Raw genomic sequence first — 24,984 nt, 5'->3', positions numbered from 1 at the left:
GTGATAAGTAGACATAAAATCAGAGAACTCGCAGTTCAATCACTATTTTCCATAGAAACGACTCAGGATACTCCCGAGGCTGCTATCGCATCTACCATGCAACTATGCGATTTGGCTGAAGAAGAGGTTCCTGACTATTTAACATTTTTAGTTTCTGGTGCAAATGAGCATCAGGCTGAACTTGATAAAGAAATTGCTGCTCATTTGAAGAACAAATGGACAGTTCAACGTCTGTCTAGAATTGATCGCGCAGTTTTGCGTGTTGGTTTATTTGAAATGGAAAACAGTTTGGAAGTACCAAAGAAAGTAGCTATTGATGAAGCAATTGAAATGGCTGGTGATTTTGGTGATAAGGACTCAAAGTCCTTCGTTAATGGTATTTTATCTAATTTTGTAGAAGGGTAAAGGCTGGTAAATTTACCAGCCTTTTTATGGTGATTAGTGTGAAATTATTAGAAGGTAAAAAAGTAGCAGCTGCATTAGATGAAACGATGACTCAAAGAGTTGCTGATTTAAAGAAAAAGGGTGTAACTCCAGGATTAGCTGTAATTCTTGTTGGTGATAATTCTGCCAGTGCAGTTTATGTACGCAATAAGAAACGTCGAGCAGAAAAGCTTGGCATTAATTTCCAGTTGATTCACTTTGATACCACTGTTTCTGAAGAAGAGTTATTGAATAAAATCGATGAATTGAATCATAATACTGCAATTGATGGTTTTATTGTTCAATTACCAGTGCCAGATCATATCGATGAAGATAAAGTTATTGAAGCAATTGATCCTCATAAAGATGTTGATGGATTCACACCAATTAGCGTTGGAAATCTCTGGATTGGAACACCACTAACCAAACCAGCTACTGCTTCAGGAATTTTGATGATGTTGGATCACTATAATGTTGATCTTGATGGCAAGAATGTTGTTATTGTCGGACGGAGCAATATTGTTGGTAAACCAACTGCTGCTTTAATGCTGGATCGTAATGCCACTGTAACGATTACGCATTCTCATACTAAGAACCTTAAAGAAATTACAAGTAAGGCTGATGTGCTAGTCGTAGCTATTGGAAAAGCCAAGTTTATCACGCAGGAATATGTTAAAGATCAGGCTATTGTTGTTGATGTCGGGATGGATCGCGATGAAAATGGCAAGCTCTGTGGAGATGTTGACTTTGATGATGTCAAAGAAAAAGCTTCTATGATGACACCTGTTCCTGGTGGTGTTGGTCCAATGACAATCACTGCTTTAGTAGACCAAGTGATTGAATTAGCCGAAGGCAGGGTAAATGGATAGTGAGCAATATTTAACTGTTACCGCTTTAAGCCAATATTTGAAAAGAAAATTTGACGTGGACCCTTATTTGGGACACGTCTATTTGATGGGGGAAATTTCCAATTTTAGATTACGCCCTCATGCACACCAATATTTTTCTTTAAAAGATGATAAGGCTAAGATTTCTGCGATAATGTTCAGAAGTAATTTTGAAAAAATTAAATTTCAACCAGAAGAAGGTATGCAAGTCCTTGTTCAAGGTCGAATTTCTTTATATGAACCGTCCGGATCATATCAGATTTATGTTGAATCTATGGAACCAGCCGGATTGGGAGCTTTGTATGCAGCTTTTGAGCAATTGAAGAAAAAGTTAGCACAACAAGGTGTCTTTGATTTACCTAAAAAACCGATTCCCCAATTTCCAAAACGAATTGCGATAGTAACAAGTCAATCTGGAGCAGTTATTCACGATATTATGACGACTGTCGCTAGACGTTATCCAATTGTGCAGTTAGTTTTATATCCGGCTCAAGTTCAAGGTGATGAAGCAGCTGGTACAATTGTGAAGCAGTTGAAGCGAATCAATGAAGCTGGTAATTTTGATACGATCATTATTGGTCGTGGTGGGGGATCTATTGAAGACCTCTGGCCATTCAATGAAGAAATTGTCGCTCAGGCAATTGTTCAAAGTAAGATTCCAGTTATTAGTTCGGTGGGACATGAAACTGATACAACAATTGCTGATTTAGTAGCTGATTTAAGAGCCGCTACTCCGACCGCAGCCGCCGAATTAGCTACGCCAGTTTTGAGTGATGTTTTGGAACACCTCCAAGATCTTAATAAAAGGCTTTACAGCGCTCAAAATAATTTGATTGCTAATTACCAGGATAGAGTCAAATCTTTGTCTCAGAACGTCTTTTTGCAGCATCCTGAAAGAATCTATGAGGTATATCTACAAAAAGTAGATTATTTACAAGATAAGTTGCAACAAAGTATGAAAAATACTTTGAATCGTTCAAAAACTGATTTAATTCAATATGCTAATCGTTTGGTTCGCGTTTCACCACGAGATCAGATATACAGTTATGGCAATCAAGTTAATCGAAATTATCAGATTTTGATCAATAACGTAAATAAAGTTATTAATAAAAACCGTAATATATTTAATAGTCGGGTAGCAGCCTTGGATTCTTTAAGTCCGTTAAAGACTTTAAGTCGTGGTTATGCTATCCCCACTAATAAAACAGGCAAGGTATTAGTTGATGTGTCGGATTATCAAGTTGGTCAAGAGGTTGATTTGAAGGTTAAAAACGGAAGCGTCAAGTTAACAACCAAAGAAGTAAGTGAGGATAATAATGGCTGAAAAGAAGAAAACATTTGAAGAAAATTTAGCTGATTTGGAGGCAATTGTTACTAATCTTGAATCAGGAAATGTTCCATTGGAAGAGGCCATGGAAAAATTCAAAAAAGGTGTTACTTTGAGCAAAGAGCTTGAAAAAACACTTAGTGATGCTGAGGAAACAGTAACTAAGATCATGACCAAAGATGGTCAAGAGATCAGCGTGAAGAATAATCAGGATGAAGGAAATGATCAATAATGGAGATTAAAAATTTTTCGGAATTTTGTGATCAAGTCTTACCAGACTTCAATCAATTTTTGAATGATCGTCTAAATTCTGAGATCAAGCAGGAAACACTCAAGGAAGCAATGTTGTATTCTTTGAATACTGGTGGTAAAAGGGTTCGTCCTATGTTATTTCTAGCGACTGCTTATTCCTGTGGCGTTAAGATGACTGATTTGTCGAAGTATTTTGATATTGCTGGAGCAATTGAATTGATTCACACTTACTCTTTGATTCATGATGATTTGCCAGAAATGGATGATAGTGATTATCGTCGTGGGAAATTGTCTAATCATAAACAATTTGGTGTTGGTCCGGCAGTTTTGGCCGGTGATGGTTTGTTAACTCAAGCATTCTATTGGATTGCTAAGTCGAGTTTGGAAACTGATAAAAGAATGGCTTCTGTTAGAATTCTGGCTCATAATGCAGGTCCTATGGGGATGGTGGCAGGTCAAATGACTGACATCACTATGGAAGATAAAAAACTGGATGAAACTGAATTGACGACCTTACATAAACAAAAGACGGCTGATTTAATTACTGCAGCGGTAACAATGGGAGCCTTTTGTGCGGGACATGAATTGTCTAAAAATTTAGTTGATTATGCTAATAGTGTTGGTTTAGCATTTCAGTTAAAGGATGATTTGAATGATGCCGATGACGGCGAAGATATTGATAAAAATACTTTCCCCAATTTGATCGGTAAGAAAGCAACTGAGACTAAGTTAAATGATTTGGTCAAGAATGCTTTGAATGCAGTTCTCAAGGAAGAAAATTTCGATAAAAACTTATTGGTAAGCTTTTTGAATTATTTTAAAGAATAGGTGACACATATTGGCAAAAAAAAGAATTGATGTTTTATTAGTTGAACAAAATTTATTTGAATCAAGAGAACAGGCTAAACGTTCAGTTATGGCGGGAGAAGTTTATAACCAAGATAACTTACGTTTTGATAAACCGGGTGAAAAAGTTGATCCAGATACCATATTTCATTTGGCTGAAAATGCTCATAGTAAGTATGTCAGTCGTGGTGGATATAAATTGGAAAAAGCTTTGAAGTCTTTTGATATTGACTTGACAGATCGTATCTGTCTAGATATTGGATCTTCTACAGGTGGATTCACTGATGTGGCCTTGCAAAATGGTGCGCAAAAAGTTTATGCCTTAGATGTCGGATATAATCAATTAGCTTGGAAATTACGCAAGGATGAACGTGTTGTGGTTATGGAACGGGTTAACTTCCGTTACAGTAAACCGGAAGACTTTCATGAAGGCTTGCCTCAATTTGCGATGACTGATGTTTCATTTATTTCTTTGGAATTGATTTTGCCACCAATGTTTAATATTATTTTGCCGGGTTCAGATGCTGTTTGTTTGATCAAGCCACAGTTTGAAGCTGGTCCAGAAAATGTTGGTAAACATGGAATTGTCAGAGATCACAAAGTTCATCAGATGGTCTTAGAAAAGATTACTAATTTTGCTAAAAATGCTGGTTTTATTGTGTCAGGATTAGACTTCTCACCAATTAAGGGTGGTGAAGGTAATATTGAATTCTTGATGCATATTCAAAAACCAGAGACTGCTCAAGATGGGGAAATTTTAGATACTGTTTCCGTTGAAAAGACTATGGAAGCGGCATATGCAAATCTTAATAAATAGGTGAGATAATGCTAAAAAAACTAATAATCAATAACTTTGCGATCATCAATAAATTGCAAATTGATTTCCATGATGGAATGACGGCTTTAACTGGTGAAACTGGTGCTGGTAAGTCAATCATTATCGATGCATTGGGATTATTGGTCGGAAGTAGATCATCAATCGATTTTATTAGAACCGGACAAGAACAGCTGAATGTACAAGGACTATTTGAGGTGAAACCAAGTAGTCCTCTTTTTGCTATATTGGATGAATATGGGATTGCTCATGAAGATAATCAGTTGATTATCAAACGTGAAATAAATCGTAAGGGTCGTAATGTCTGTCGAATCAATAATGAATTGGTTAAAACAAATGTTTTACGACAAGTTGGACAATTTCTAGTCGAAATTCATGGTCAAAATCAGCAACAGGAACTTCTAGATGAAGATAATCATATTAATATCTTGGATCGTTTTGCTGATAATAAGTTTCAGAAAGATCTTTTGAATTATCAAAACCTCTTTAATGAATATCAGGATAAACGTAGTCGTTTAAGAACAATTCAAAAAAATTCTCAAAACTTGGTTCAACGAATTGATATGCTAAAATTTCAGATTGAAGATATTGATAGTGCCAAACTTCAAGCCAGAGAAGATGATAAATTAGAGGACGAAAAAAATCAGTTATCTAATTTTGAAAAAATCAGTTCGGCCTTGCAAGAAAGTTATCGAGGTTTGTCTGAGAATAATGTTGGTGTAGTAGATGCGTTGGGCAATGTCCGTGATCAATTGGAAGATATTATGGATTACGACAAGTCTTATAAGGAACTTTATGATTCAGTCAACGGTGCTTATTATCAGTTACAAGACAATGCAGCAACTATTTCTGATCAATTGGAGAATTTAGACTTTGATGAGAATCGTTTGGATAATATTCAAAAGAGATTGATTACGTTGGATAATTTGAAGAAAAAATATGGTCCTACTTTAGACGAAGTGATTGAATTTGGGAAAAATGCTCATCAGGAGTTATCAGAGATAGATATTGATGACAACACTGAATCAAAATTAGAACAAGAAATTTCTAAATTACAAACTGAGTTGATCAATCTAGGGAAAGAATTATCCAAACAACGTCATAAGACAGCGACTTCTTTGGAAAAATCAATCAATCATCAATTGAAAGATCTTTATATGCCTGATGCTAAGTTTGGAGTTAACTTCACTTCACTTTCAGATGAAAATCTTTCCATTAAGGGAATTGATCAGATTCAATTTGATCTAAAGACTAATGTTGGTGAAGATTATAAGCCATTAGTTAAAGTAGCTTCTGGTGGTGAATTATCCCGTGTTATTTTGGCCTTTGAAGCAATCATTGCTGAAAAAATGAATGTTGAAACAATTGTTTTTGATGAAATTGATACAGGGGTCAGTGGTCGAGTTGCTCAAGCGATTGGTGATAAGATTTATAAGGTTTCACAATTTTTACAAGTGCTCTGTATTACACATTTGCCTCAAGTAGCGGCCATGAGTGATTTGCAATTTGAGATAAAAAAAGAGACCGTCAAAGATAAAACCGAAACTAGGGTTTCATTACTTGACGATCTTCAAAGAATTGAAGCTATTTCACTGATGTTAGCTGGTACTAAGGTAACCGATTTGACTAGAAAGCATGCTCAAGAGTTATTAGAATTAGCTCAAGGAGAGCAAAAACGTTTAGACTAAATTAATTGACTTGATTTGGTCTAGCGTAATGATTTTAAAAAAGTTAGAATTGACTTTGAAAACAAATTTATTTTGGTTAACTTGTGAAATAAATTTGCCATGAAGTTGTTTGTCGTTTAACATTGTAATAACGACAGAATAATTTTTTTGGAAACTTTGTTCTGCAAAAATCTTTAATTGCATTAAAGGCATCTGTTTGATTTGAGTTTTGGTATCATTCTTAAGATTGAAATCAAAGTTATTATTGATAAAGTTAGTGGTATTGTTGATTAAATTTGTAGTGAAGCGATTGTGTAATTGTTTTGCTTGCATTTTTGAACCCCCGAACACTTGTTTGTATCTTCATTATACGAACAAGTGTTCCAAAGAGCAACTTTATTTTTTTATTTCTTAATGAATTTTTATCTTGACCTAGGTCAAAGCCTTGAAAATCATACGATTTTATTGCATTATAGATACCAATATTATATAGATAGTAGGGATAACTTAATTATGTCAACAAGGGGAATGTTAATCGTTTTATCAGGTCCATCTGGAGTAGGTAAAGGAACTGTTAGAAAAGCGATGTTAAAGAATTCATCAATTAAATTTGATTATTCTGTTTCAATGACTACACGTCAAATGCGTCCTGGCGAAGTCGATGGAGTCGATTATTATTTCCGAACGAATGAAGAGTTTGAAGACGAAATAAATAATGGTGGCATGTTAGAATATGCTAAGTATGTTGACCATTATTATGGGACACCACTAAAATATGTTAATCAAAAGCTTGATGCTGGGATTGATGTTTTATTGGAAATTGAAGTCAATGGTGCTATGCAAGTTCGTGGGAAGATGCCTGATGGCGTATTTATTTTCTTAACACCACCTGATTTGACTAGCTTAAGAGATCGTATCACTCACCGTGGAACTGACGATGAGAAAACTATCGACAAACGTATGGAAAAAGCTAAAAAAGAAATTCAAATGATGACAAGCTATGACTATGCCGTCGTTAATGATAAAATACCTAATGCAGTTGAAAAAATCGAAGGTATAATTAGAAGCGAACACTTAAGAGTGCCACGCGTAATTGACAAATACAAAAAAATAATAGGAGATTAATAATTTATGATTATTTATCCATCAATTGATAAACTTTTAGATCGAGTTGATTCTCGTTATTCATTAGCTGTTTTGGCAGCTAAGCGTGCCCACCAATTAGAAAATGGTGATATTGAATTGTTGAACCACTACGAATCACCAAGAACTGTTGGTCGTGCTTTTGAAGAAATTGCTGATGATAAAATCGAAATTGATCCTAATTCAATTCTTCTTGAAAAAGAAGCTGAAAAAGTTGAAGAAGAGAAAAAAGAAGACAACTAATAAAATTATTCCTTCACTGATTTTCGAATTAGTGGGGGCTTTTTTATTCTATTAAGAATAGGTGGTTTTTATGTCAGTAGCAGAGATAATTGTCGATGTGCCCACTATGCAGACTAACAGGCCTTTTGAATATCTAATTCCCGATGCACTGACAGATGTCGTTGTCAGTGGGATGCGAGTCGAAGTTCCCTTTGGCCGTGGTAAAAGAAAAATCCAGGGATTTGTGATGTCTGTTAAGGCAGAGAGTGATTTTCAAGGAAAATTAAAACCTATTTCACGAGTAATTGATTTGAAACCAGTTCTTTCTGAAGAAATGTTGAAATTATCATCATGGTTGGCGGATCGAACATACTCCTTTCAGATTTCTTGTTTACAAACAATGTTGCCTAGTGTCATGCGTGCCAAATATAAACAATTTGTGATTCCCTTAGTTGAAAATGACCCTGAGGTTCAATCATTGATGTCAGGTCAAACAAATTTTGAAATTACTAATCAACTTGATGATGCAACTATTCGTTTGATCAATAAATTACGTAAGAATCAAAAAGTAGATATTCAATATGTGGTTGAGAATAAGGCAGTTCAGGTCAAACGTCAGGCAGTAACAACTGATTTGAATATCATTCAACTTCATGAAGCAAAGAGTAAACTTCGTAGTAATGCCAAGGCTCAAATTAAATTATTAACTTTTTTAGCCGATAATCTGGATAAATTACCAATTGAATTTAATGCTTTGGAAAAAGAATATGATATTTCTAGAGCTGCTATTAAAACAGCAGAGAAAAATAATTTAGTAAGGGTTGTCGAGGTAACTAAATTACGTAAACCAATCGGTATTACGCCTGAGCAGACTACGAATTTAGCATTAACCGATGAGCAACAGGTTGCTGTTGATGAAATTGATACGGCAATTGAAAATGAAACTCCTCAGACCTTTTTAATCGAAGGAGTTACCGGTAGTGGTAAGACAGAAGTTTATTTGCAGACAATCGAAAAAGCGTTGCAGCAGGATAAAACAGCACTTATGTTAGTACCTGAAATCTCATTGACACCGCAAATGGTTAATCGCGTGGTCGGACGGTTTGGTGATCAAGTGGCGGTCTTACACAGTGGTCTATCGAATGGTGAACGTTATGATGAATGGACTAGAATTGAAAATCATGATGTCAAAGTAGTTGTTGGGGCAAGAAGTGCAGTTTTTGCTCCGTTAAAAAAGATAGGTTTAATAATTATCGATGAAGAACATGAGGCAAGTTATAAACAAGATGACAATCCCCGTTACCATGCTCGTGATGTCGCACAGTGGCGAAGCAAGATCAATAAGTGTCCGGTAGTTTTAGGTAGTGCTACACCATCATTGGAATCTCGTGCAAGGGCTGAAAAAGGTGTTTACAAGCTGATTCGGATGAAAAAAAGAATCAATAATCAGACTTTACCTCACGTTCAGATTGTTGATATGCGTGATGCTGAGAATTCTGCCGTCAAAGGTGATTTTTCTCCCGCATTGAAGAACAGCTTACAAGAGAATTTGGATCGACATGATCAATCCATAGTATTATTAAATCGTCGTGGATATTCTTCGTTTATGATGTGTCGCGAATGTGGGTTTGTTTTGAAATGTCCTAATTGTGATGTTTCATTGACCTATCATAAAGATTTAGGTCGTATGAAATGCCATTATTGTGGACATGAAGAAGCCGTTCCTAATATTTGTCCCAATTGTCATAGCAAGAAAATTGGCTTTTATGGTACGGGCACGCAAAATATTGAGCAACAATTGAAAGAGATGTATCCTCAGGCTCGAATTTTAAGAATGGATGTTGATACAACTCGTCGTAAAGGTGCTCATGCAAAAATCTTACAGCAATTCGGACAGCATAAAGCTGATATCTTGTTAGGAACTCAGATGATTGCCAAAGGATTGGATTTTCCAGATGTCACTTTGGTAGGAGTAATCAATGCAGATACGACTTTGAGCTTGGCGGATTTTCGAGCCAGTGAAAGAACATTCCAATTGTTGACTCAAGTTAGTGGTCGAGCTGGTCGAGCTGAGAAAACAGGGCATGTTATTATTCAAACGTATAATCCTGATCACTACGCTATTAAAGATGCAGCCAAACAAGATTATGAAACTTTTTTCAAACAAGAAATGTATTTACGTCATCAATCTAATTACACGCCGTATTACTTTACGACCTTGGTTAGTGTTGCAAATAAGGATGAAGGCCAGACTTTAAAACAAAGCTACTGGTTAAAGAAACAGCTTCAGTCTGCTTTGTCTAAAAATGCTATTTTGTTAGGACCAAGTCCAACGATGATTACACGTAAACAAAATAAATATTATTATCAAATTATTGTAAAATATAAACATGAACCAGAATTACATCAAAGGTTATTGGAAATTCTCAATGAAACACAAGCCGATGCAAAAAAAGGTTTTACAATTGCAATCGACAATGAACCACAACATATTGATTAAAGGGTGAGTTAATGACAAAAATAATTTTTCTAGGTACACCAGATTTTTCCGCTACAGTTTTGAAAGGACTCTTAAAGGAAGGCTATGATGTTATTGCGGCTGTTACACAACCAGATAAGCCAGTTGGCCGTAAGCAAAAACTTCAAAAGAGCCCTGTTAAAGTTGTTGCAGAAGATGAAAATATTAAATTATATCAACCAGCCAAGTTACCTGGCAGTCCTGAAGTTGAGGAACTAAAGGCCTTGCAAGCTGATCTAATTGTTACAGCAGCTTATGGACAATTTTTACCAACAAGTTTCTTGGAATCAGCCAAAGTAGCAGCTATCAATGTTCACGGATCACTTTTGCCTAAGTATCGTGGTGGCGCACCAATTCAATGGTCATTACTTAATGGTGACAAAGAAACAGGTATTACGATTATGTATATGGTTAAAGGAATGGATGCTGGCGATATTATCAGTCAGGAAAAGTTACCAATTGGAAAAGATGACGATAATGGTAGTCTGTTTGAAAAGATGGCTGTTGTTGGACGTGAGTTGTTACTCGATACTATTCCTAAAATTTTAAGTGGCGATATCAACCCAATCAAACAAGATCCCGATAAGGTAATTTTTTCACCTAATATTACAAAAGAACAGGAACATATCGATTTCACTAAGCCAGCACAAGAAGTCTTCAATCAAATTCGTGCCCTTAGTCCAGATCCCGGTGCTTGGACAATGTTAGATGGTCAAAGAACTAAGCTTTATAAGACTGATGTTGTGGAAATAAATTCTGATCAGGCCAGTGGAACTATCTTTGACTTAGGTAAAAAGAAATTGGTTATCGTTGCTGGTGATGGTCAAGGTGTTGCTATTAAAAAAATTCAACCAGCTGGTAAAAAAATTATGGATATTGCCAATTATATGAACGGAATGGGCAAAAACCTAGAAAAAGGACAACAAGTTATTAATGAAAAATAATCCTCGTGCATTAGCCGTAGAAGCTTTAACTAAGGTGTTCCAAAATAAAGCTTATTCAAATATTGAAATTAACAATATTTTAAAGAAAGCCGATATGTCGGATGCTGATAGTCGTTTAATGACAAATATTGTTTATGGCGTAATTCAAAATAAATACGTATTGGAATATCAATTAGAGCCCTATTTAAAAGATAAAAAATTAGACCTTTGGTTAGATTTATTATTGCAAACAGCGATTTACCAATTATGTTATTTAGATAAAATACCTGCTCATGCAGTTTTAAATGAATCGACTGAGATTGCTAAACAAAAAGCTAATCGTGGAGCTGGAAACTTGGTCAATGCTGTTTTAAGAAATTTCCAACGTCATGGTGCTCGTGATATTCATGGTAAGGAAACAGTCTTTGATTTAAGTCGTATGTACAGTGTGCCCCGTTGGTTAGTACAGTTATTTGTTGATCAACAAGGAATGACTAAGACGGAAGAAATTTTACAGACAATCAACCAACCTTCACATGTTTCAATTAGAGTTAATACTAATAAGACAACAGTCGCTGATTTGCAGAAAACTTTGAATCAAGAAGGATTTGATGTAAAACCAAGCAAAATTTCCCCAGTTGGGTTAGTCTGTGAGAGTGGTAATTTAGTTAACACTCCAGAATTTCGAGATGGACTTTATACAATTCAAGATGAAAGTTCAATGTTAGTAGCACCAGCTTTGGATCTTCAACCTAATAGTCGAGTTCTTGATGCTTGTGCTGCACCGGGTGGAAAAACAACTCATATAGCTAGTTACATTAAAGATGGTGCTGTTACTGCTCTAGATATTCATAAACACAAGACAAAACTAATTCGTGAGAATAGCGACAGAATGGGGTATAGCGACATTATTGGCACTGGAGCAATTGATGCTCGTAAAGCTAAAGATGTCCTTAATACAACCTTTGATCGGATTTTGGTTGATGCTCCATGTTCAGGTCTTGGTTTAATTAGACGTAAACCTGAATTGAGATATTTCCGTCAAGAAGAGGATTTAATGAACCTACAAAGAGTTCAATTGCAAATTCTTGATAGTATGGTCGACTTATTGGAGATAGACGGTAAGTTGGTTTTCAGTACTTGTACTTTTGATGATGAAGAAAACGAAATGGTCGTAAAGAAATTCTTGGCTGAACATAAGAATTTTGCTTTAGAACCAGTCAAGCATGACCCAGCTTTGGATAATTCTGTTAAAGATGGTATGTTGAAAGTTCTTCCTAGTGATTACTTTACAGATGGATTCTTTATTGCTACTTTCGTTAGAAAAAATTAAAGAGGTAAGGTCTAAACTGATGGAATATGCGTTATTAACTGATGTTGGAAAACTCAGAGAAAACAATCAAGATTACGTGAATGTTTTCAAGAATAAAAAGAATATTGTGTTCGGCATCGTAGCTGATGGCATGGGTGGACATAGAGGCGGAGACGTTGCTTCGAATATGGCCGTATCTCATTTAGGACATAATTTTGAAGAATCAGAAGTCGATAATATTGCTGAACTTCGAGAATGGATAATTCGAGAATTAAGTAAAGAAAATGATCGTATTGTTTCAGTGTCGAATCAATTTGATGATCTTAATGGTATGGGAACAACAATGGTTGGCGTTTTCTTTGTTGGGGAAAAAATGATGGTCGTTAATGTTGGCGATTCTCGTTGTTATATTTTTACCGACGACGAGTTAAAACAATTAAGTGTTGACCATTCATTAGTTCATGAATTATTGGAAACTGGTCAGATCAGTCCTGAAGAAGCTGAAAATCATCCACAAAAAAATATCATTACGCAAACTCTCGGGGTTTCACAGACAGTGCAACCACGAGTAAAGGATTTTGATTTAGTCGATAATGCGATTATCTTGTTGTGTACAGATGGTTTGACTAACATGGTCCCAGAAAATGAAATCAAAGATGTTTTAGCACAAAAAATAAGTTTAGAGACGAAGTGTCATGTTTTAATCGACAAAGCCAATGCTGCTGGTGGAAGAGATAATATTACCGCCTTACTCTTTTCTACGAAAGATAACGGAGGTAACCACTAGATGGAGAAAGGTTACCTAGTAGGCGGTCGTTATGAGATTCTAGGTACACTTGGTGAGGGCGGAATGGCCAATGTTTATTTGGCCAATGACACGCTCTTAAATCGTAAGGTAGCGGTTAAAGCCTTGCGGTATGATCTTCAAGATGATGAATCTGTAAAGAGGAGATTTGGGCGTGAAGCCAAGGCAACTAGTGGTCTCTCTAATCCAAATATTGTTAATGTTCTCGATGTTGGAAATGATAATGGAGTTCAATACATCGTAATTGAATACGTTGATGGTCCGAATTTAAAGAAATATATTCGTGATCATTTCCCAATTCCTTATCACGAAGTTGTCGATATTATGAAGCAGATTTGTATGGCAGTGTCGGATGCACATGAACATGGAATTATTCACCGTGACTTAAAACCAGAAAATATTTTGGTAGACGAGAAAAAGGACCCTCTACAAGTTAAGGTTTCCGATTTTGGAATTGCTTTAGCTTTGAGTGAGCGTTCTATTACAAGAACTAATTCTTTGCTAGGTTCAGTTCATTACATGTCACCGGAACAGATCAAGGGACGTTCGGCAACTGTTTTGTCGGATATTTATGCTCTGGGAATTATTCTGTTTGAGTTATTGACTAAGCATGTTCCATTTACAGGGGATACTGCTGTGACTGTAGCATTGAAGCATTCTAAAGAAGAAATGCCGGATCTGCGTAAGATTGATCCTAATATTCCACAACCGCTTGAGAATGCAGTTTTGAAGGCAACAGCTAAAGACCCAGATCAAAGATATCAATCTGTTAAAGAAATGTGTGATGATCTGAATACTTGTTTGATGCCTGAACGAGCTGACGAGCCTAAATTTATACCGACCCCAATAAACGATTTAGAAGAAACTCGAGTTATGGAACCAATTAAAGAATCGAGTGACAAAGCAGCTGCTCCCGAGAAGAAACCACAGAAGATCAGTCGTAAACGTAAAATGATTTTGATGGCATCAATGGTACCAATTGTTTTGATATTGTTCTTAATTGCAATGGTAATTAAGAGCAATCAAGAAACAACAGTTCCTGATTTATTTAATTTGACCATGAAACAAGCCAATGTCATGTTAAAGAGTTCTAATTTGACAGTAGGGGATGTTTCTAAGGAAAATGATGATGATGTTGATGCCGGTCATGTGATCAAATCAATTCCAGCTAAGGGATTAAAATTGAAAAATGGAGCTAAAGTTAACTTAGTTGTTAGTTTAGGTGCGACATATTATAAAATGCCCAAGTTAGTTGGTAAGGATTATGAAGATATTTCAGATAATTTAAAGAAACGTGGATTTAAAGTTAATCTTAAATACAGATCTACAAATCAATATGACCCTGGAACAATCGTCCAACAAAGTATTCCTAGCGGCAAAAAGGTTGTCACTAAGAATAAATCATTAACTCTGACTTTGGCAAAGGCTAAAACAGTTAAGCCTAAAGTCGTTAAAGTACGGGATTTGAGTGGTTATAACCTTAAGAGTATTCAAGATTATGCTTCTGAAGCAGGGCTGACTTTGAATACCTCTTATCAATATTCAGATGAAGTTGAAGAGGGACTTTTGATTAGTCAAACGCCAACTGCTAATAGTACAATTAGCCAAGGTGGTACTTTGTCAGTAGTTATTTCTAAGGGTCCTGATACTGATAAAACAACTTCAAATGACAAAGATAGTAATAATAGCAATAGTAATAATAATTCGTCTAGTACCAATACTGTTACTAAGAACATAACGATTCCTTATGATTCTAGTGGCAATAATGATGTAACAATTTATATTTCCGATGCAACACACAGTATTACTTCGGTTTATAAGAGCATGACGATCACGGCTGATACGCCTGTAACGTTAAGCTTTAATCTAAAGGATGGACAAACTGGATCATATATAGTTGAACGTAATAATAAGACTGTACTTGGTGGTTCAGTAAATGGGTGATTTATGGAACGAACAGGAAGAATCATAAAATCAATTAGTGGGTTTTATGATGTTTTGGATGATGAAAGTGAAGAATTAGTACGTACTAGAGCTCGAGGAAATTTTCGTAAACGTAAAATCAAACCACTAGTTGGTGACAAGGTTAGTTTTGATGCCACTGGTGATTTGGGCTATATTTTGGAAATTTTGCCCCGAGAAAATAGTTTGGTTCGTCCACCAATTGCGAATATTGATCAAGCAATTGTGGTAACTTCATCAGCTGAACCTAATTTTTCAAGTAATTTATTGGATAAAATATTAGTCAACATCGAACATAACGATATTGAACCATTGATTTATTTGACAAAGGCTGACCTGTTATCTGATGACAAATATGATGAACTAAAACAAGTTCTTTTAGGTTATCATGAGGCTGGATATCAAGTTTTTACTGATCAAGATAGCTACAATGACATTCAAGTTGACAGTTTGAAGTCAACTTTTGCCAATAAAGTGACTGTTTTTACAGGTCAGTCAGGAGCTGGAAAATCAACTTTGCTCAACCATATTGATAAAGAATTAGGTTTGGCTACGGCAGAGATATCACAAACTTTGAATCGTGGTAAACACACGACTAGACAAGTTTCTTTATTTGATATTGCTGATGGATTAGTCGCTGATACGCCTGGATTTTCATCAATTGATTTGATGGATATTACTCCGGAAGAATTGCCAACATTGTTCCCAGAATTTTTGAAATACAGTGGTCAATGTCAATTTAGAGGTTGTCGTCATGTTAATGAGCCTAACTGCAAGGTCAAAGAAGAATTGGCAGCAGGAGAGATAATGCAAAGTCGTTATGATAATTATTTATACTTTTTAAACGAAATTAATTCGTACAAAAAAAGATATTGAGGAGCTGATTTAAATGACAGTAAAGATTGCACCATCAATTTTATCTGCAGATATTATGAATTTGGAACGTGACGTAAGAGCAGCCGATCAAGCTGGAGCTGATGTTTTTCATATTGATATGATGGACGGAAACTTTGTCCCTAATATGTCGTTTAGTCCTAATGTGGTTGAGGGAATGCATCGTGTGACTGACAAACCGCTTGATATCCATATGATGATGGAAAATCCAGATGCTTATGTTAAGCCAGTAATTGATGCTGGAGCAAGTACAGTTTTGATCCATGCCGAAAGTACTCAACATATTTATCGTTCAATTGAATTGGTCAAAAAATTAGGTGCTCGAGCTGGGGTTGTTATTAACCCAGGAACACCTTTAGAAACTGTTAAAGAATTGTTCCCAATTATTGATCGAATTTTGGTTATGACAGTTAATCCTGGTTTTGGTGGTCAACAATTTATTCCCGGTATGACTAAAAAAATTCAACGTTTGGATCAATTGCGTCAAACTGCAGCTGATGACAACTTTGATATTGAAGTTGATGGAGGGATTAATCCTGAAACAATCAAGCAGTGTGCTAAAGCTGGTGCAGATATCTTTGTAGCGGGTTCATATCTCTTTGATGGACAGGACGGACTTAAAGAAAGAATCGATGGACTTCGTTCAATGGCAGTGGAAGCAAAGCAATGAAACGAGTAAATATCCTTTTAGGTGGTCCTGAGAGTGAATACCCCACGGAATTAAGCAAGAGCATTAAAGCAATTCCTGGTCCTTGGGTTGGTGCGGATCGAGGCAGTTTACATTTGATGGCCAATGGAATCATTCCTGATATTGCAATTGGTGATTTTGATTCAATTGACAAGAAAGAACAAAAATTAGTTCAAGATAATGTGCCGATTTTTAAAAAGTTCCCACCAGAAAAAGACGATACTGATTCTGAATTATGTCTTTTAGCAGCACGTCAGAAATTTAATGCTCAAGAATATTATGTCTATGGAGCTACTGGAGGAAGAATTGATCATTTTTTGGTTAATCTCTTTTTGCCATTTGATCCTAGATTTCAAGATTTTTATGACAAGCTTTATTACAAATCTGCCCGTAATACGATTCGTTTCTTTAAACCAGGACGTTATTCTGTGTTTCATGAGAATGGTATGGAATACGTAGCATTTGTAAATCTTGGTCCAGTGACACATTTGAATATTTTGGATGCTAAGTATAAATTGAACGATTTTAGTGCAGGGCATCCAGTTAGTTGGGCTAGTAACGAGTTTGTTAAGGATACAGTTGATTTTAGTTTTGAGAGTGGAATCGTTGCTGTTATCCAAAGTCGAGATAAAAAATAATAAAAATATTATTAAAATTTGGTATTCATTTATGAATGCCTTTTTTTATACACAAAAGAGCAAAATTTCATAATTGGTATAGTATTGATTTTGAGGTTAAAGTATCGATTTTATTAAAATTAAGTTGACAACTTAAATCTGCAAGTGTAAATTAATCACCAATCAAACGATTAAAACTTATTTAATCTAATTAGACGATGAAGAGAAGAGTAGATCAATTATTAGTTTGCAAAGTGACCATCAGATAGTGAAAAGATGGAACAAACGTTGATTGAAGATGAGCTTGGAGTCTTACCTAGGTGAAAGCCAAAGGTACGCAAGGATGCGATATCATCCCGGACATGTCAGTGTCGTTGAGGTATTTTGTGTAAGCAAAGTATAAATTAGGGTGGTACCACGGTAATCGTCCCTACATTACAGAGAAAGTCTGTACATGTAGGGACGATTTTTTTGTCTTCACGTTTAATCTGGTTAGAAAAAATAATCTTTGTCTAATTCCACATAGACAGAACAATAAATTTTAAATGAGGAGGGTTTTGAATGTTTGAATTTTGGTTAGCACCAACATAAGAATTAAAGGATTATTAGAAATTTGAGGAGGAATGGAAATGAGAAAGGGAAAGACGTTAATTTTTACCACATTATTAGCTTTATCAGTCATCTTGTTAGTTGGCTGTGGCAAACAAGCTAAAGCAACTGATAGTAATACCATAACTGTTGGTTCGCAAGGTTCAGATCTAAATATTTGGGAACATATTGCTAAGAGTTCACAGGCCAAAAAATTAGGACTTAATATTAAGACAAAAGAGATTACCGACGGGGCTCAATTAAATAACGCTACTAGCGAGGGTCAAGTCGATGTCAATGCTTTTCAATCTTGGTCATATTATCAAGCCTATAACAAGCAAAATCCTAAAGGAAAATTGGCTGCTTTAGGAACAACTTACTTGGAACCTTTGGGAATATATTCCAAGAAGTATAAGAATATCAATGAAATTCCAGATGGAACAACTGTTGCGATTGCTAATAATCCAGCTAACACATCACGTGATTTATTGTTACTACAAAAAGCCGGTTTAATCACTTTGAAAAAAGGGTTTGACGCTTTAGGTAATACTAAAGATATCACCGCTAATCCCAAGAACTTAAAGTTTAAAGAAATCGACGATACCACGGGACCACGTGTTTTAAATGATGTACCGGTTGTACTCATTTCCAATACAGTCGCTTTAGAAAGTGGCTTGCATGTTTTGACCGATTCAATTTACCACGAAAAGATTGATCTTAGCACTAAAGATAATATCAATATTCTAGCAACTGCTGCTAAGAATAAGAACAACGCTAATTATAAGAAATTAGTTAAGCTCTACCACAATAAAGAAATTCAAAAATATATTAAGAAAAAATATTACGGAACAAAAATTGAAGTTAATAAACCATTAACATATTTAGAAAATAAATAAATTTTAAGGAGATATTTAATTATGGCTAAAGTTGAAAGTTTTACATTGGATCACACAAAGGTAAAGGCACCATATGTTCGTTTGATTACTGAAGAACACGGAGCAAAAGGTGACACAATTTCAAATTATGATCTTCGTTTGGTTCAACCAAATGAGAATGCTATTCCTACTGCTGGTTTGCATACAATTGAACATTTGCTAGCAGGACTTCTAAGAGATCGTTTAGATGGCGTCATTGATTGTTCACCATTCGGTTGTCGTACTGGTTTTCATTTGATCACATGGGGCGAACATTCAACCACTGAAGTTGCTGAAGCGCTAAAAGGTGCCCTTGATGATATTGCCAATAAGATTGAATGGAAAGATGTTCAAGGAACAGATAAGTATAGTTGTGGTAACTATCGTGATCATTCACTATTTTCAGCTAAGGAATGGTCAAAGAAAATTCTCGAAGAGGGAATTTCAAACGATCCATTTGAACGTCACGTAATCTAAAGTAGAGGAGGGTAAACATGAGTTTATTTACATCTTTAGAAAAACAAATTGTTTTAGTTACTGGTGGATATCAAGGTATTGGTCGTCAAGTTGTAACAACCTTTCAAAATGAACAAGCTATTGTGGTTGTTGCCGATCTGTCTTATCAAAATACCGAACTCAAGCAGATCAGTAATCAGGAATATCAAATTCATTTGGATGTCAGTGATGAAATTAGTGTTAAAAATTTAGCTGCACAATTGAAAACTCGAAATTTAACCCCCAACATTTTAGTTAATGTGGCTGGTATTTCAACGATGGATTATTTACTTGAGAGTAAGACATCAGACTTTGATAAAACCATTTCCGTCAATACTCGTGGAACCTATTTGGTTACTAAACATATTGTTTCTTTAATGGTTGCGGCTAATCGACCAGGAAAAGTTGTTTTAATTGCCTCGCAAGCCGGTAAAAATGGTTATCGAGCAATGTCTGCTTATGTTGCCTCCAAACATGCCGTTTTAGGATTGACAAAGACGCTAGCGATTGAAGTAGCTAAGAATCAAATTAATGTTAATGCGGTTTGTCCAGGAATTATTGAAACTTCTATGAAGCATCGAGAAAGAAAAGATGGTGCCAAGATTCGTGGGTTAACGCCAGATGACATTGAAAAGGAAGATAATAGTCAAGTTCCCTTAGGACGTACTGGAACGCCAAAGGATGTCGCTAATGTAGTATTATTTCTTGCTAGTCCGTTATCAGATTATATGACCGGTCAAGGAATTAATGTTACTGGTGGAATGACTATGAATTAGTTTAATTAAAAGAAGAACAACAGCTGTTGAGTATTTTAGGTGTTGTTCTTCTTTTTTGCCTAAAATTTATATAAAAATTATTGTTATTATAGGAATCGTATGAAATAACTGATTTAATGTAGTTAAGAAATTATGGAGGCAGTTATGACAGAATTTGATACAAGATTAGTTCATGGAAAATCTCAAAAAGATAATAATACCGGAGCCGTTAATGTTCCAGTATATAATTCATCAACTTATATTTATCCTTCAGTTGATGCTAAGGTAAAGTATGATTATGCTCGTTCAGGCAATCCAACTAGAAGTTATTTGGAACAACAGGTTGCAGAATTGGAGAATGGTTATCAAGGCTTTGCCTTTTCTTCAGGTTCAGCAGCAATTCACGCAGTTTTAGCCATTTTCAAACCAGGTGATCACTTGATCATTGGAAAAGAAATTTATGGTGGAACGTTTAGAATTATCAATGAATTTTTTAAACGTTGGAATTTAGAATTTACTGCTGTGGATACTCAAAATCCTGCTGAAATTGAGGCAGCAGTGAAATCAAATACTAAAGCAATTTATTTTGAAAGTTTTACTAATCCTTTATTACATGTTACAAGTGTCAAAAAGACAGCTGAAGTTGCTAAGAAGTATCATCTTCTAACAATTGTTGACAATACATTTTTGTCTCCATATTTACAAAGACCATTGAATTTAGGTGCAGATATTGTTGTTCATTCAGCCACAAAATATTTAAGTGGTCACTCAGATGTTATTGCCGGAATTGCTGTGGCTAAGGATCCTGAAATTGCCAAGAGAATATATTTTAATCAAAATGCGATTGGTTCAACTCTTTCACCAGAGGATTCAAATCTAGTTCGTCGAGGAATTCAAACATTGGCGGTTAGAATGGATCGTCACTTGAGTAATGCTCAAAAAATTGTTGAATTTTTACAAAGTCGTGCAGAAATTGCTAAAATCTATTATCCAGGAATTGCCGGTAGTAGAGATCATGAAATAGCTGCAAAAGAAGTTGATGGGTTTGGCGGAATCGTATCTTTTGAATTAAAGTACGGCTTAGATTCAACCCAATTTGTTGAAGGGACAAAATTAATTCAATTAGCAGTCAGTTTGGGTGCTGTGGAGAGTTTGATTGAGTTGCCTTATAAGATGACCCATGCTGAATTATCTCCTGAAGAGCAATTAAAGGCGGGAATAACGCATCAATTGGTTAGATTATCAGTGGGAATTGAAGACCCTAAGGATTTGATTGCAGATCTTGCTAATAGTTTGAATCAGTTATCTAGAAAATAATGAAAACAAAAAATACGCTAGTTCTCATTTAGAGAAACTAGCGTATTTTTTTGAATTTGAAAATGTTTGTATTTGATGAACCATCAAATCTTATTAAAGAATATTCTAATAAATTTAAATTTGTGAAGATTAAATAGATGCTTTTCTTGTTGATGATTAACTATTTGTCATTAGTATTTAAATTATCTTCATTAAATGGTTTTTTGGAATCAGCTAAAACATTTGAATTTGCATCAAATTTGAAGTGCAATTGACTTGGTTCAGGTTGGAAATTATTAACCTCAAAAGTGCTTTTAAAGATTCTTAATCGAGGCTCAGGGCTAGTAAAAATCAAATCTTGCCCTTGGAACAATGATCCGCTGTGAACTGTTAAATCATTTTTATGGGGTACAACATAAGAGGCCAAAGTTAAATTACGAAAATAAGTCTCTGAATGTTGACGTAATTTAAATTCGTTTGTAACAATGGAATTTTTCAAATAAGCCTTTGATTTTCTTTGGAATAAAAATTGAATAGAAGTATTATCAGCAAAAATTTGACTGTTATCAAGTGATAAGCCAATAGCTTTAGTTTTTAAACCGGTTAAAATCTGCGAGTCTTTAAATGAGAAAGTAGCATTTTGGCCATATATCGTGTCCCAATTATCAGAGGTTTCACGATTGATACAAACATTATTGGCATAAACTTCTGCTCCATCGTAGGCGGATAAAGTATTTTCGCCATTGGCAGGGAAGGTAATAGTTAAATTTTTGAAGATAATAATGTTTTTAGCGCCGACTGTAAAACTGCAATTTAGTTTAATGTCATCTTTGTTTGTTGATTTACCAATAAAAGTTAGATTTCTCCTGATCGTGCAAATAAATGGGCTTTCTGTGGTGAAATAAGTTCCTGGTAATAATTCAATTACATCGCCATCTTGAGCGTCAACGATAGCTTGAGCCAATTGGTCGTCTTTATTTTGTTGATTGCCAACGATAAATTTATTCATTAATAGGCCCCCTTGGAAATGAATTTTAGAAATTTATTATAATAGTGTAAAATAAAAAGGACCAACAATTAAATTGCTAGTCCTTTTTAAATAATTAAGTGATAATTATACACGAGTAACTTTTCCTGATTTCAATGCTCTAGCTGAAACCCATACACGTCTAGGTTTACCGTCAACCATAATACGAACTTTTTGTAAGTTTGGCTTCCAAGAACGTTTTGATTGGTTAAGAGCGTGTGAACGCTTGTTACCGAACACTGTTTTACGGCCTGTAATAATATCTTTTGCCATGGGACCGACCTCCTTTGGCTACATGTTTTTTCTTTAAAATATCACCTGACTAATTTACCATAACTAAGAATTGAAATCAATAGAGTAATTATGGATTAATATAGTTTTATCAAGTTTAATTCTTTAATTAGAATTGTTGCTATGATAGAATTTTATTGTTTATGATACATTTAGGTCCAAGAATAGGAGGATCCAGAAATGGCTGTTACAATTAAAACAAAGCATGGCGAGATTGACGTTTCAACAAATACTGTTGCTACGATCGTTGGTGGAGCTGCTTCTGATATCTACGGTATTGTAGGTATGGCAAGCAAAAATCAACTTCGTGACGGTATGAATACGATCCTAAACCGTGAAGATTTTTCAAGAGGTATAGTTATTCATCAAGAAGATGGTAAACTTGCCGTTGATGTCTACATTATTGTAGGCTATGGAATTAAAATTTCTGAAGTTGCAAAAAATTTAAAAGAAAAAGTAAAATATAACCTAGAAACAATGCTTGGTACACCAGCTGGCACTGTTAACATTTATGTCCAAGGAATTAAAGTTCTGGACGATATCGAATAGGTAAAGCTGGTTGGAGGGGAAACTTTTGAGCAAAGAACTAATTACAAAAAAAGAATTTTCAGATATGGTGCGTGTTGCATCGCACAGACTTGAAAAAAATGCTAAGTTTGTAAACTCATTGAATGTCTTTCCGGTTCCTGATGGCGATACCGGAACTAACATGAGTTTAACAATCCAAAGTGGTTTTAAGGCCGTAAACGAGTCAGAAAGTAATCATGTAGGTACACTTGGTAAAGCACTTGCTAAGGGACTTTTGATGGGTGCTCGTGGAAATTCAGGTGTTATTACATCACAAATTTTCCGTGGCTTTTCAAAGAGTATCGAAGATAAAGATACATTGACAGCAATGGATTTAGCTAAAGCCTTTGATGATGGTGTAAAGACTGCCTATAAGGCAGTTATGAAGCCAGTTGAAGGAACAATTTTGACAGTCGCTAGATTTGGTGCTGAAGCTGGAATGAAAAAGGTTGAAAGTACTAATGATATTCTTGAGGTTATGAAGGCGGTTGTTGAAGGCTCCAAAGTAGGTCTTGAAAAAACTCCATCTTTACTTCCAGTATTGAAAGAAGTTGGCGTAGTCGATTCAGGTGGACAAGGTTTAGTGTTTATCTATGAAGGATTCTTAGAAGGTTTGGGTGGCCAAACTGGAGATGAAGAATACATTCCTGATGAGCGCGATATGACTGAAATGGTCAATGCTAGTCATCATCAATCAGTTCAAGGACAATTCAATACAGATGAGATCAAGAACGGTTTCTGTACTGAAATGATGGTCAAATTAGGTGATAACCCTTCCTCTGATGAAAAATTTGACAATGAAACTTTACGTAATTATTTAGATGGTATCGGTGACTCACTTATCTGTGTATCTGATGATGAAGTAGTTAAAGTTCATGTTCATACTAATTATCCTTACAAGGTTTGGGCTGCTGGTAGAAAGTATGGCTCACTTGTAAAAATTAAAATTGATAATATGAGACTTCAACATGAAACTATCGTTGATGAAGACGAACCAGTTACATCAGAACCAGCTAACCAGGAACCAGTTGATTATGCAGTTATTGCAGTTTCATCAGGTGCAGGTTTGACAGAATTGTTTAAGAGTTTGGGTGTTACTCACGTTATCAGTGGTGGTCAAACAATGAATCCATCAACTAACGATATTGTTGATGCTATCAATAAATCAAATGCTAAACGTGCTTTGATTTTGCCAAATAACGGTAATATTATTATGGCTGCTAAACAAGCAGTTGATCTAGTTGATATTCCAGTTGCTATTGTTGCTTCTAAGACAATTTCTCAAGGGATGACAGCTATGCTTTCATTCAATCCAGAGGCAGAACTTGAAGACAACAAAGAAAACATGGAAGATTCTTTGGATACTGTTAAGAGTGGTCAAATTACACAAGCTATTCGTGATACTGAAATTGATGGTTTGAAGATTACTAAAGGACATTATATGGGTATTGTTGATGGTAAGATCTTAGTTGATGACGAAGATATTATTGACGGTACTGAAAAAATGCTCGATAAGATGATTGATGAAGATAGTGAAGTTATTACGATCTTAGTTGGTCAAGACGGTAATGATGCTGATGCTCAAAAGATAGCTGATTACTTAGATGATAAATATTCAGACTTAGAAACTGAAATTCACCAAGGTGATCAACCGGTTTATCCATATTTGATCTCAGTTGAATAATTAAAAGGAGGCATTGATGAAACGATTTGTTTTGTCATGGCCTTTT

The 24,984-nt window shown here is 35.3% G+C and carries 26 protein-coding genes; 23 read left to right on the top strand and 3 right to left on the bottom strand.

The features are described from left to right. From nusB to recN, 7 genes are read left to right on the top strand one after another with little or no spacing between them, the layout of a single operon-like run. Nucleotides 1-405, top strand: coding sequence for a transcription antitermination factor NusB (gene nusB / locus LAB100_RS02840; RefSeq protein ID WP_119326028.1), 405 nt, complete (start codon nucleotides 1-3; stop codon nucleotides 403-405). A 38-nt stretch (nucleotides 406-443) separates the two neighbouring features. Further along, nucleotides 444-1,292, top strand: coding sequence for a bifunctional 5,10-methylenetetrahydrofolate dehydrogenase/5,10-methenyltetrahydrofolate cyclohydrolase (locus LAB100_RS02835; protein ID WP_371851200.1), 849 nt, complete (start codon nucleotides 444-446; stop codon nucleotides 1,290-1,292). After that, complete coding sequence (gene xseA / locus LAB100_RS02830) at nucleotides 1,285-2,634, top strand: exodeoxyribonuclease VII large subunit (protein ID WP_119326030.1); 1,350 nt, start codon at nucleotides 1,285-1,287, stop codon at nucleotides 2,632-2,634. The genes LAB100_RS02835 and xseA overlap by 8 nt, the downstream gene beginning before the upstream one ends. After that, nucleotides 2,627-2,869, top strand: coding sequence for an exodeoxyribonuclease VII small subunit (locus LAB100_RS02825; protein WP_119326031.1), 243 nt, complete (start codon nucleotides 2,627-2,629; stop codon nucleotides 2,867-2,869). Before xseA ends, LAB100_RS02825 begins: the two co-directional genes overlap by 8 nt. Continuing rightward, on the top strand, nucleotides 2,869-3,717 hold the full coding sequence (locus tag LAB100_RS02820) for a polyprenyl synthetase family protein (RefSeq protein ID WP_119326032.1): 849 nt from the start codon (nucleotides 2,869-2,871) through the stop codon (nucleotides 3,715-3,717). Before LAB100_RS02825 ends, LAB100_RS02820 begins: the two co-directional genes overlap by 1 nt. Before the next feature lie 10 nt (nucleotides 3,718-3,727). Next, nucleotides 3,728-4,552, top strand: a complete 825-nt coding sequence (locus LAB100_RS02815; RefSeq protein WP_119326033.1) for a TlyA family RNA methyltransferase — start codon at nucleotides 3,728-3,730, stop codon at nucleotides 4,550-4,552. Between the two features lie 8 nt (nucleotides 4,553-4,560). After that, nucleotides 4,561-6,258 carry a DNA repair protein RecN gene (gene recN, locus LAB100_RS02810; protein WP_119326034.1) on the top strand — a complete coding sequence of 566 codons (1,698 nt, stop codon included), beginning with the start codon at nucleotides 4,561-4,563 and terminating at the stop codon, nucleotides 6,256-6,258. Here recN and LAB100_RS02805 read toward each other — a convergent pair. Next, on the bottom strand, nucleotides 6,250-6,570 hold the full coding sequence (locus tag LAB100_RS02805) for a hypothetical protein (RefSeq protein ID WP_119326035.1): 321 nt from the start codon (nucleotides 6,568-6,570) through the stop codon (nucleotides 6,250-6,252). The two genes, recN and LAB100_RS02805, sit on opposite strands and share 9 nt — an antisense overlap. Nucleotides 6,571-6,750: 180 nt before the next feature. Here LAB100_RS02805 and gmk point away from each other — a divergent pair, with 180 nt between their 5' ends. The 14 genes from gmk to LAB100_RS02735 all read left to right on the top strand — a co-directional run bounded on the left by gmk (nucleotide 6,751) and on the right by LAB100_RS02735 (nucleotide 21,390). Beyond that, the gene (gene gmk / locus LAB100_RS02800; RefSeq protein WP_119326036.1) at nucleotides 6,751-7,362 is read left to right on the top strand and encodes a guanylate kinase; all 612 of its coding nucleotides are present in this window, start codon (nucleotides 6,751-6,753) and stop codon (nucleotides 7,360-7,362) included. A gap of 6 nt (nucleotides 7,363-7,368) precedes the next feature. Then, entirely contained in the window at nucleotides 7,369-7,623 is a 255-nt protein-coding gene (gene rpoZ / locus LAB100_RS02795; RefSeq protein ID WP_119326037.1) for a DNA-directed RNA polymerase subunit omega, read from the top strand. 70 nt (nucleotides 7,624-7,693) lie between these two features. Next, the gene (gene priA, locus LAB100_RS02790; RefSeq protein WP_119326038.1) at nucleotides 7,694-10,102 is read left to right on the top strand and encodes a primosomal protein N'; all 2,409 of its coding nucleotides are present in this window, start codon (nucleotides 7,694-7,696) and stop codon (nucleotides 10,100-10,102) included. 11 nt (nucleotides 10,103-10,113) lie between these two features. After that, the gene (gene fmt / locus LAB100_RS02785; protein WP_119326039.1) at nucleotides 10,114-11,064 is read left to right on the top strand and encodes a methionyl-tRNA formyltransferase; all 951 of its coding nucleotides are present in this window, start codon (nucleotides 10,114-10,116) and stop codon (nucleotides 11,062-11,064) included. Continuing rightward, nucleotides 11,054-12,376 (top strand): 16S rRNA (cytosine(967)-C(5))-methyltransferase RsmB, encoded by a 1,323-nt coding sequence (gene rsmB, locus LAB100_RS02780; RefSeq protein ID WP_119326040.1) that lies wholly within the window; start codon nucleotides 11,054-11,056, stop codon nucleotides 12,374-12,376. The genes fmt and rsmB overlap by 11 nt, the downstream gene beginning before the upstream one ends. A 19-nt stretch (nucleotides 12,377-12,395) precedes the next feature. Further along, the gene (locus LAB100_RS02775; RefSeq protein WP_119326041.1) at nucleotides 12,396-13,142 is read left to right on the top strand and encodes a Stp1/IreP family PP2C-type Ser/Thr phosphatase; all 747 of its coding nucleotides are present in this window, start codon (nucleotides 12,396-12,398) and stop codon (nucleotides 13,140-13,142) included. After that, nucleotides 13,143-15,104, top strand: a complete 1,962-nt coding sequence (gene pknB, locus LAB100_RS02770; protein WP_119326042.1) for a Stk1 family PASTA domain-containing Ser/Thr kinase — start codon at nucleotides 13,143-13,145, stop codon at nucleotides 15,102-15,104. Between the two features lie 3 nt (nucleotides 15,105-15,107). Continuing rightward, nucleotides 15,108-15,998 carry a ribosome small subunit-dependent GTPase A gene (gene rsgA, locus LAB100_RS02765; protein ID WP_119326043.1) on the top strand — a complete coding sequence of 297 codons (891 nt, stop codon included), beginning with the start codon at nucleotides 15,108-15,110 and terminating at the stop codon, nucleotides 15,996-15,998. Nucleotides 15,999-16,011: 13 nt separating this feature from the next. Further along, a complete protein-coding gene (gene rpe, locus LAB100_RS02760; RefSeq protein ID WP_119326044.1) occupies nucleotides 16,012-16,686 on the top strand; it encodes a ribulose-phosphate 3-epimerase in 675 nt (224 codons plus the stop codon). Beyond that, on the top strand, nucleotides 16,683-17,342 hold the full coding sequence (locus LAB100_RS02755; RefSeq protein WP_119326045.1) for a thiamine diphosphokinase: 660 nt from the start codon (nucleotides 16,683-16,685) through the stop codon (nucleotides 17,340-17,342). The genes rpe and LAB100_RS02755 overlap by 4 nt, the downstream gene beginning before the upstream one ends. A 608-nt stretch (nucleotides 17,343-17,950) precedes the next feature. Next, entirely contained in the window at nucleotides 17,951-18,805 is an 855-nt protein-coding gene (locus LAB100_RS02750; RefSeq protein ID WP_119326046.1) for a MetQ/NlpA family ABC transporter substrate-binding protein, read from the top strand. Nucleotides 18,806-18,826: 21 nt separating this feature from the next. After that, nucleotides 18,827-19,300, top strand: a complete 474-nt coding sequence (locus LAB100_RS02745; RefSeq protein ID WP_119326047.1) for an S-ribosylhomocysteine lyase — start codon at nucleotides 18,827-18,829, stop codon at nucleotides 19,298-19,300. 17 nt (nucleotides 19,301-19,317) lie between these two features. Next, nucleotides 19,318-20,094, top strand: a complete 777-nt coding sequence (locus LAB100_RS02740; RefSeq protein ID WP_119326048.1) for an SDR family NAD(P)-dependent oxidoreductase — start codon at nucleotides 19,318-19,320, stop codon at nucleotides 20,092-20,094. Nucleotides 20,095-20,238: 144 nt separating this feature from the next. Continuing rightward, complete coding sequence (locus LAB100_RS02735) at nucleotides 20,239-21,390, top strand: trans-sulfuration enzyme family protein (RefSeq protein ID WP_119326049.1); 1,152 nt, start codon at nucleotides 20,239-20,241, stop codon at nucleotides 21,388-21,390. A gap of 160 nt (nucleotides 21,391-21,550) precedes the next feature. Here the strand turns inward: LAB100_RS02735 and LAB100_RS02730 are convergent, their stop codons facing one another. Continuing rightward, nucleotides 21,551-22,378 carry a hypothetical protein gene (locus tag LAB100_RS02730; protein ID WP_119326050.1) on the bottom strand — a complete coding sequence of 276 codons (828 nt, stop codon included), beginning with the start codon at nucleotides 22,376-22,378 and terminating at the stop codon, nucleotides 21,551-21,553. A 105-nt stretch (nucleotides 22,379-22,483) separates the two neighbouring features. After that, nucleotides 22,484-22,669 (bottom strand): 50S ribosomal protein L28, encoded by a 186-nt coding sequence (rpmB, locus tag LAB100_RS02725; protein ID WP_119326051.1) that lies wholly within the window; start codon nucleotides 22,667-22,669, stop codon nucleotides 22,484-22,486. A gap of 198 nt (nucleotides 22,670-22,867) precedes the next feature. On the opposite strand from rpmB, the gene LAB100_RS02720 reads away from it, so the two are divergent. Both LAB100_RS02720 and LAB100_RS02715 read left to right on the top strand, forming a co-directional pair. Beyond that, on the top strand, nucleotides 22,868-23,236 hold the full coding sequence (locus LAB100_RS02720) for an Asp23/Gls24 family envelope stress response protein (protein ID WP_057866742.1): 369 nt from the start codon (nucleotides 22,868-22,870) through the stop codon (nucleotides 23,234-23,236). Nucleotides 23,237-23,300: 64 nt separating this feature from the next. Further along, a complete protein-coding gene (locus LAB100_RS02715; RefSeq protein WP_162894198.1) occupies nucleotides 23,301-24,938 on the top strand; it encodes a DAK2 domain-containing protein in 1,638 nt (545 codons plus the stop codon). Nucleotides 24,939-24,984: the final 46 nt, after the last annotated feature.

This window comes from Companilactobacillus musae (assembly GCF_003967595.1).
GTDB classification, from domain to species: Bacteria; Bacillota; Bacilli; order Lactobacillales; family Lactobacillaceae; genus Companilactobacillus; species Companilactobacillus musae.
This window is presented reverse-complemented; position numbering and strand designations above follow the sequence as displayed.

Coding starts and splice junctions, on each gene's coding strand:
- LAB100_RS02715 (WP_162894198.1), top strand. CDS start 23,301: ATGGTGCGTGTTGCATCGCACAGACTTGAAAAAAATGCTAAGTTTGTA.
- LAB100_RS02720 (WP_057866742.1), top strand. CDS start 22,868: ATGGCTGTTACAATTAAAACAAAGCATGGCGAGATTGACGTTTCAACA.
- LAB100_RS02740 (WP_119326048.1), top strand. CDS start 19,318: ATGAGTTTATTTACATCTTTAGAAAAACAAATTGTTTTAGTTACTGGT.
- rpoZ (WP_119326037.1), top strand. CDS start 7,369: ATGATTATTTATCCATCAATTGATAAACTTTTAGATCGAGTTGATTCT.
- LAB100_RS02750 (WP_119326046.1), top strand. CDS start 17,951: ATGAGAAAGGGAAAGACGTTAATTTTTACCACATTATTAGCTTTATCA.
- LAB100_RS02825 (WP_119326031.1), top strand. CDS start 2,627: ATGGCTGAAAAGAAGAAAACATTTGAAGAAAATTTAGCTGATTTGGAG.
- LAB100_RS02775 (WP_119326041.1), top strand. CDS start 12,396: ATGGAATATGCGTTATTAACTGATGTTGGAAAACTCAGAGAAAACAAT.
- priA (WP_119326038.1), top strand. CDS start 7,694: ATGTCAGTAGCAGAGATAATTGTCGATGTGCCCACTATGCAGACTAAC.
- rsgA (WP_119326043.1), top strand. CDS start 15,108: ATGGAACGAACAGGAAGAATCATAAAATCAATTAGTGGGTTTTATGAT.
- LAB100_RS02755 (WP_119326045.1), top strand. CDS start 16,683: ATGAAACGAGTAAATATCCTTTTAGGTGGTCCTGAGAGTGAATACCCC.
- LAB100_RS02735 (WP_119326049.1), top strand. CDS start 20,239: ATGACAGAATTTGATACAAGATTAGTTCATGGAAAATCTCAAAAAGAT.
- rpe (WP_119326044.1), top strand. CDS start 16,012: ATGACAGTAAAGATTGCACCATCAATTTTATCTGCAGATATTATGAAT.
- xseA (WP_119326030.1), top strand. CDS start 1,285: ATGGATAGTGAGCAATATTTAACTGTTACCGCTTTAAGCCAATATTTG.
- gmk (WP_119326036.1), top strand. CDS start 6,751: ATGTCAACAAGGGGAATGTTAATCGTTTTATCAGGTCCATCTGGAGTA.
- LAB100_RS02745 (WP_119326047.1), top strand. CDS start 18,827: ATGGCTAAAGTTGAAAGTTTTACATTGGATCACACAAAGGTAAAGGCA.
- recN (WP_119326034.1), top strand. CDS start 4,561: ATGCTAAAAAAACTAATAATCAATAACTTTGCGATCATCAATAAATTG.
- LAB100_RS02820 (WP_119326032.1), top strand. CDS start 2,869: ATGGAGATTAAAAATTTTTCGGAATTTTGTGATCAAGTCTTACCAGAC.
- fmt (WP_119326039.1), top strand. CDS start 10,114: ATGACAAAAATAATTTTTCTAGGTACACCAGATTTTTCCGCTACAGTT.
- rpmB (WP_119326051.1), bottom strand. CDS start 22,669: ATGGCAAAAGATATTATTACAGGCCGTAAAACAGTGTTCGGTAACAAG.
- LAB100_RS02805 (WP_119326035.1), bottom strand. CDS start 6,570: ATGCAAGCAAAACAATTACACAATCGCTTCACTACAAATTTAATCAAC.
- rsmB (WP_119326040.1), top strand. CDS start 11,054: ATGAAAAATAATCCTCGTGCATTAGCCGTAGAAGCTTTAACTAAGGTG.
- LAB100_RS02730 (WP_119326050.1), bottom strand. CDS start 22,378: ATGAATAAATTTATCGTTGGCAATCAACAAAATAAAGACGACCAATTG.
- pknB (WP_119326042.1), top strand. CDS start 13,143: ATGGAGAAAGGTTACCTAGTAGGCGGTCGTTATGAGATTCTAGGTACA.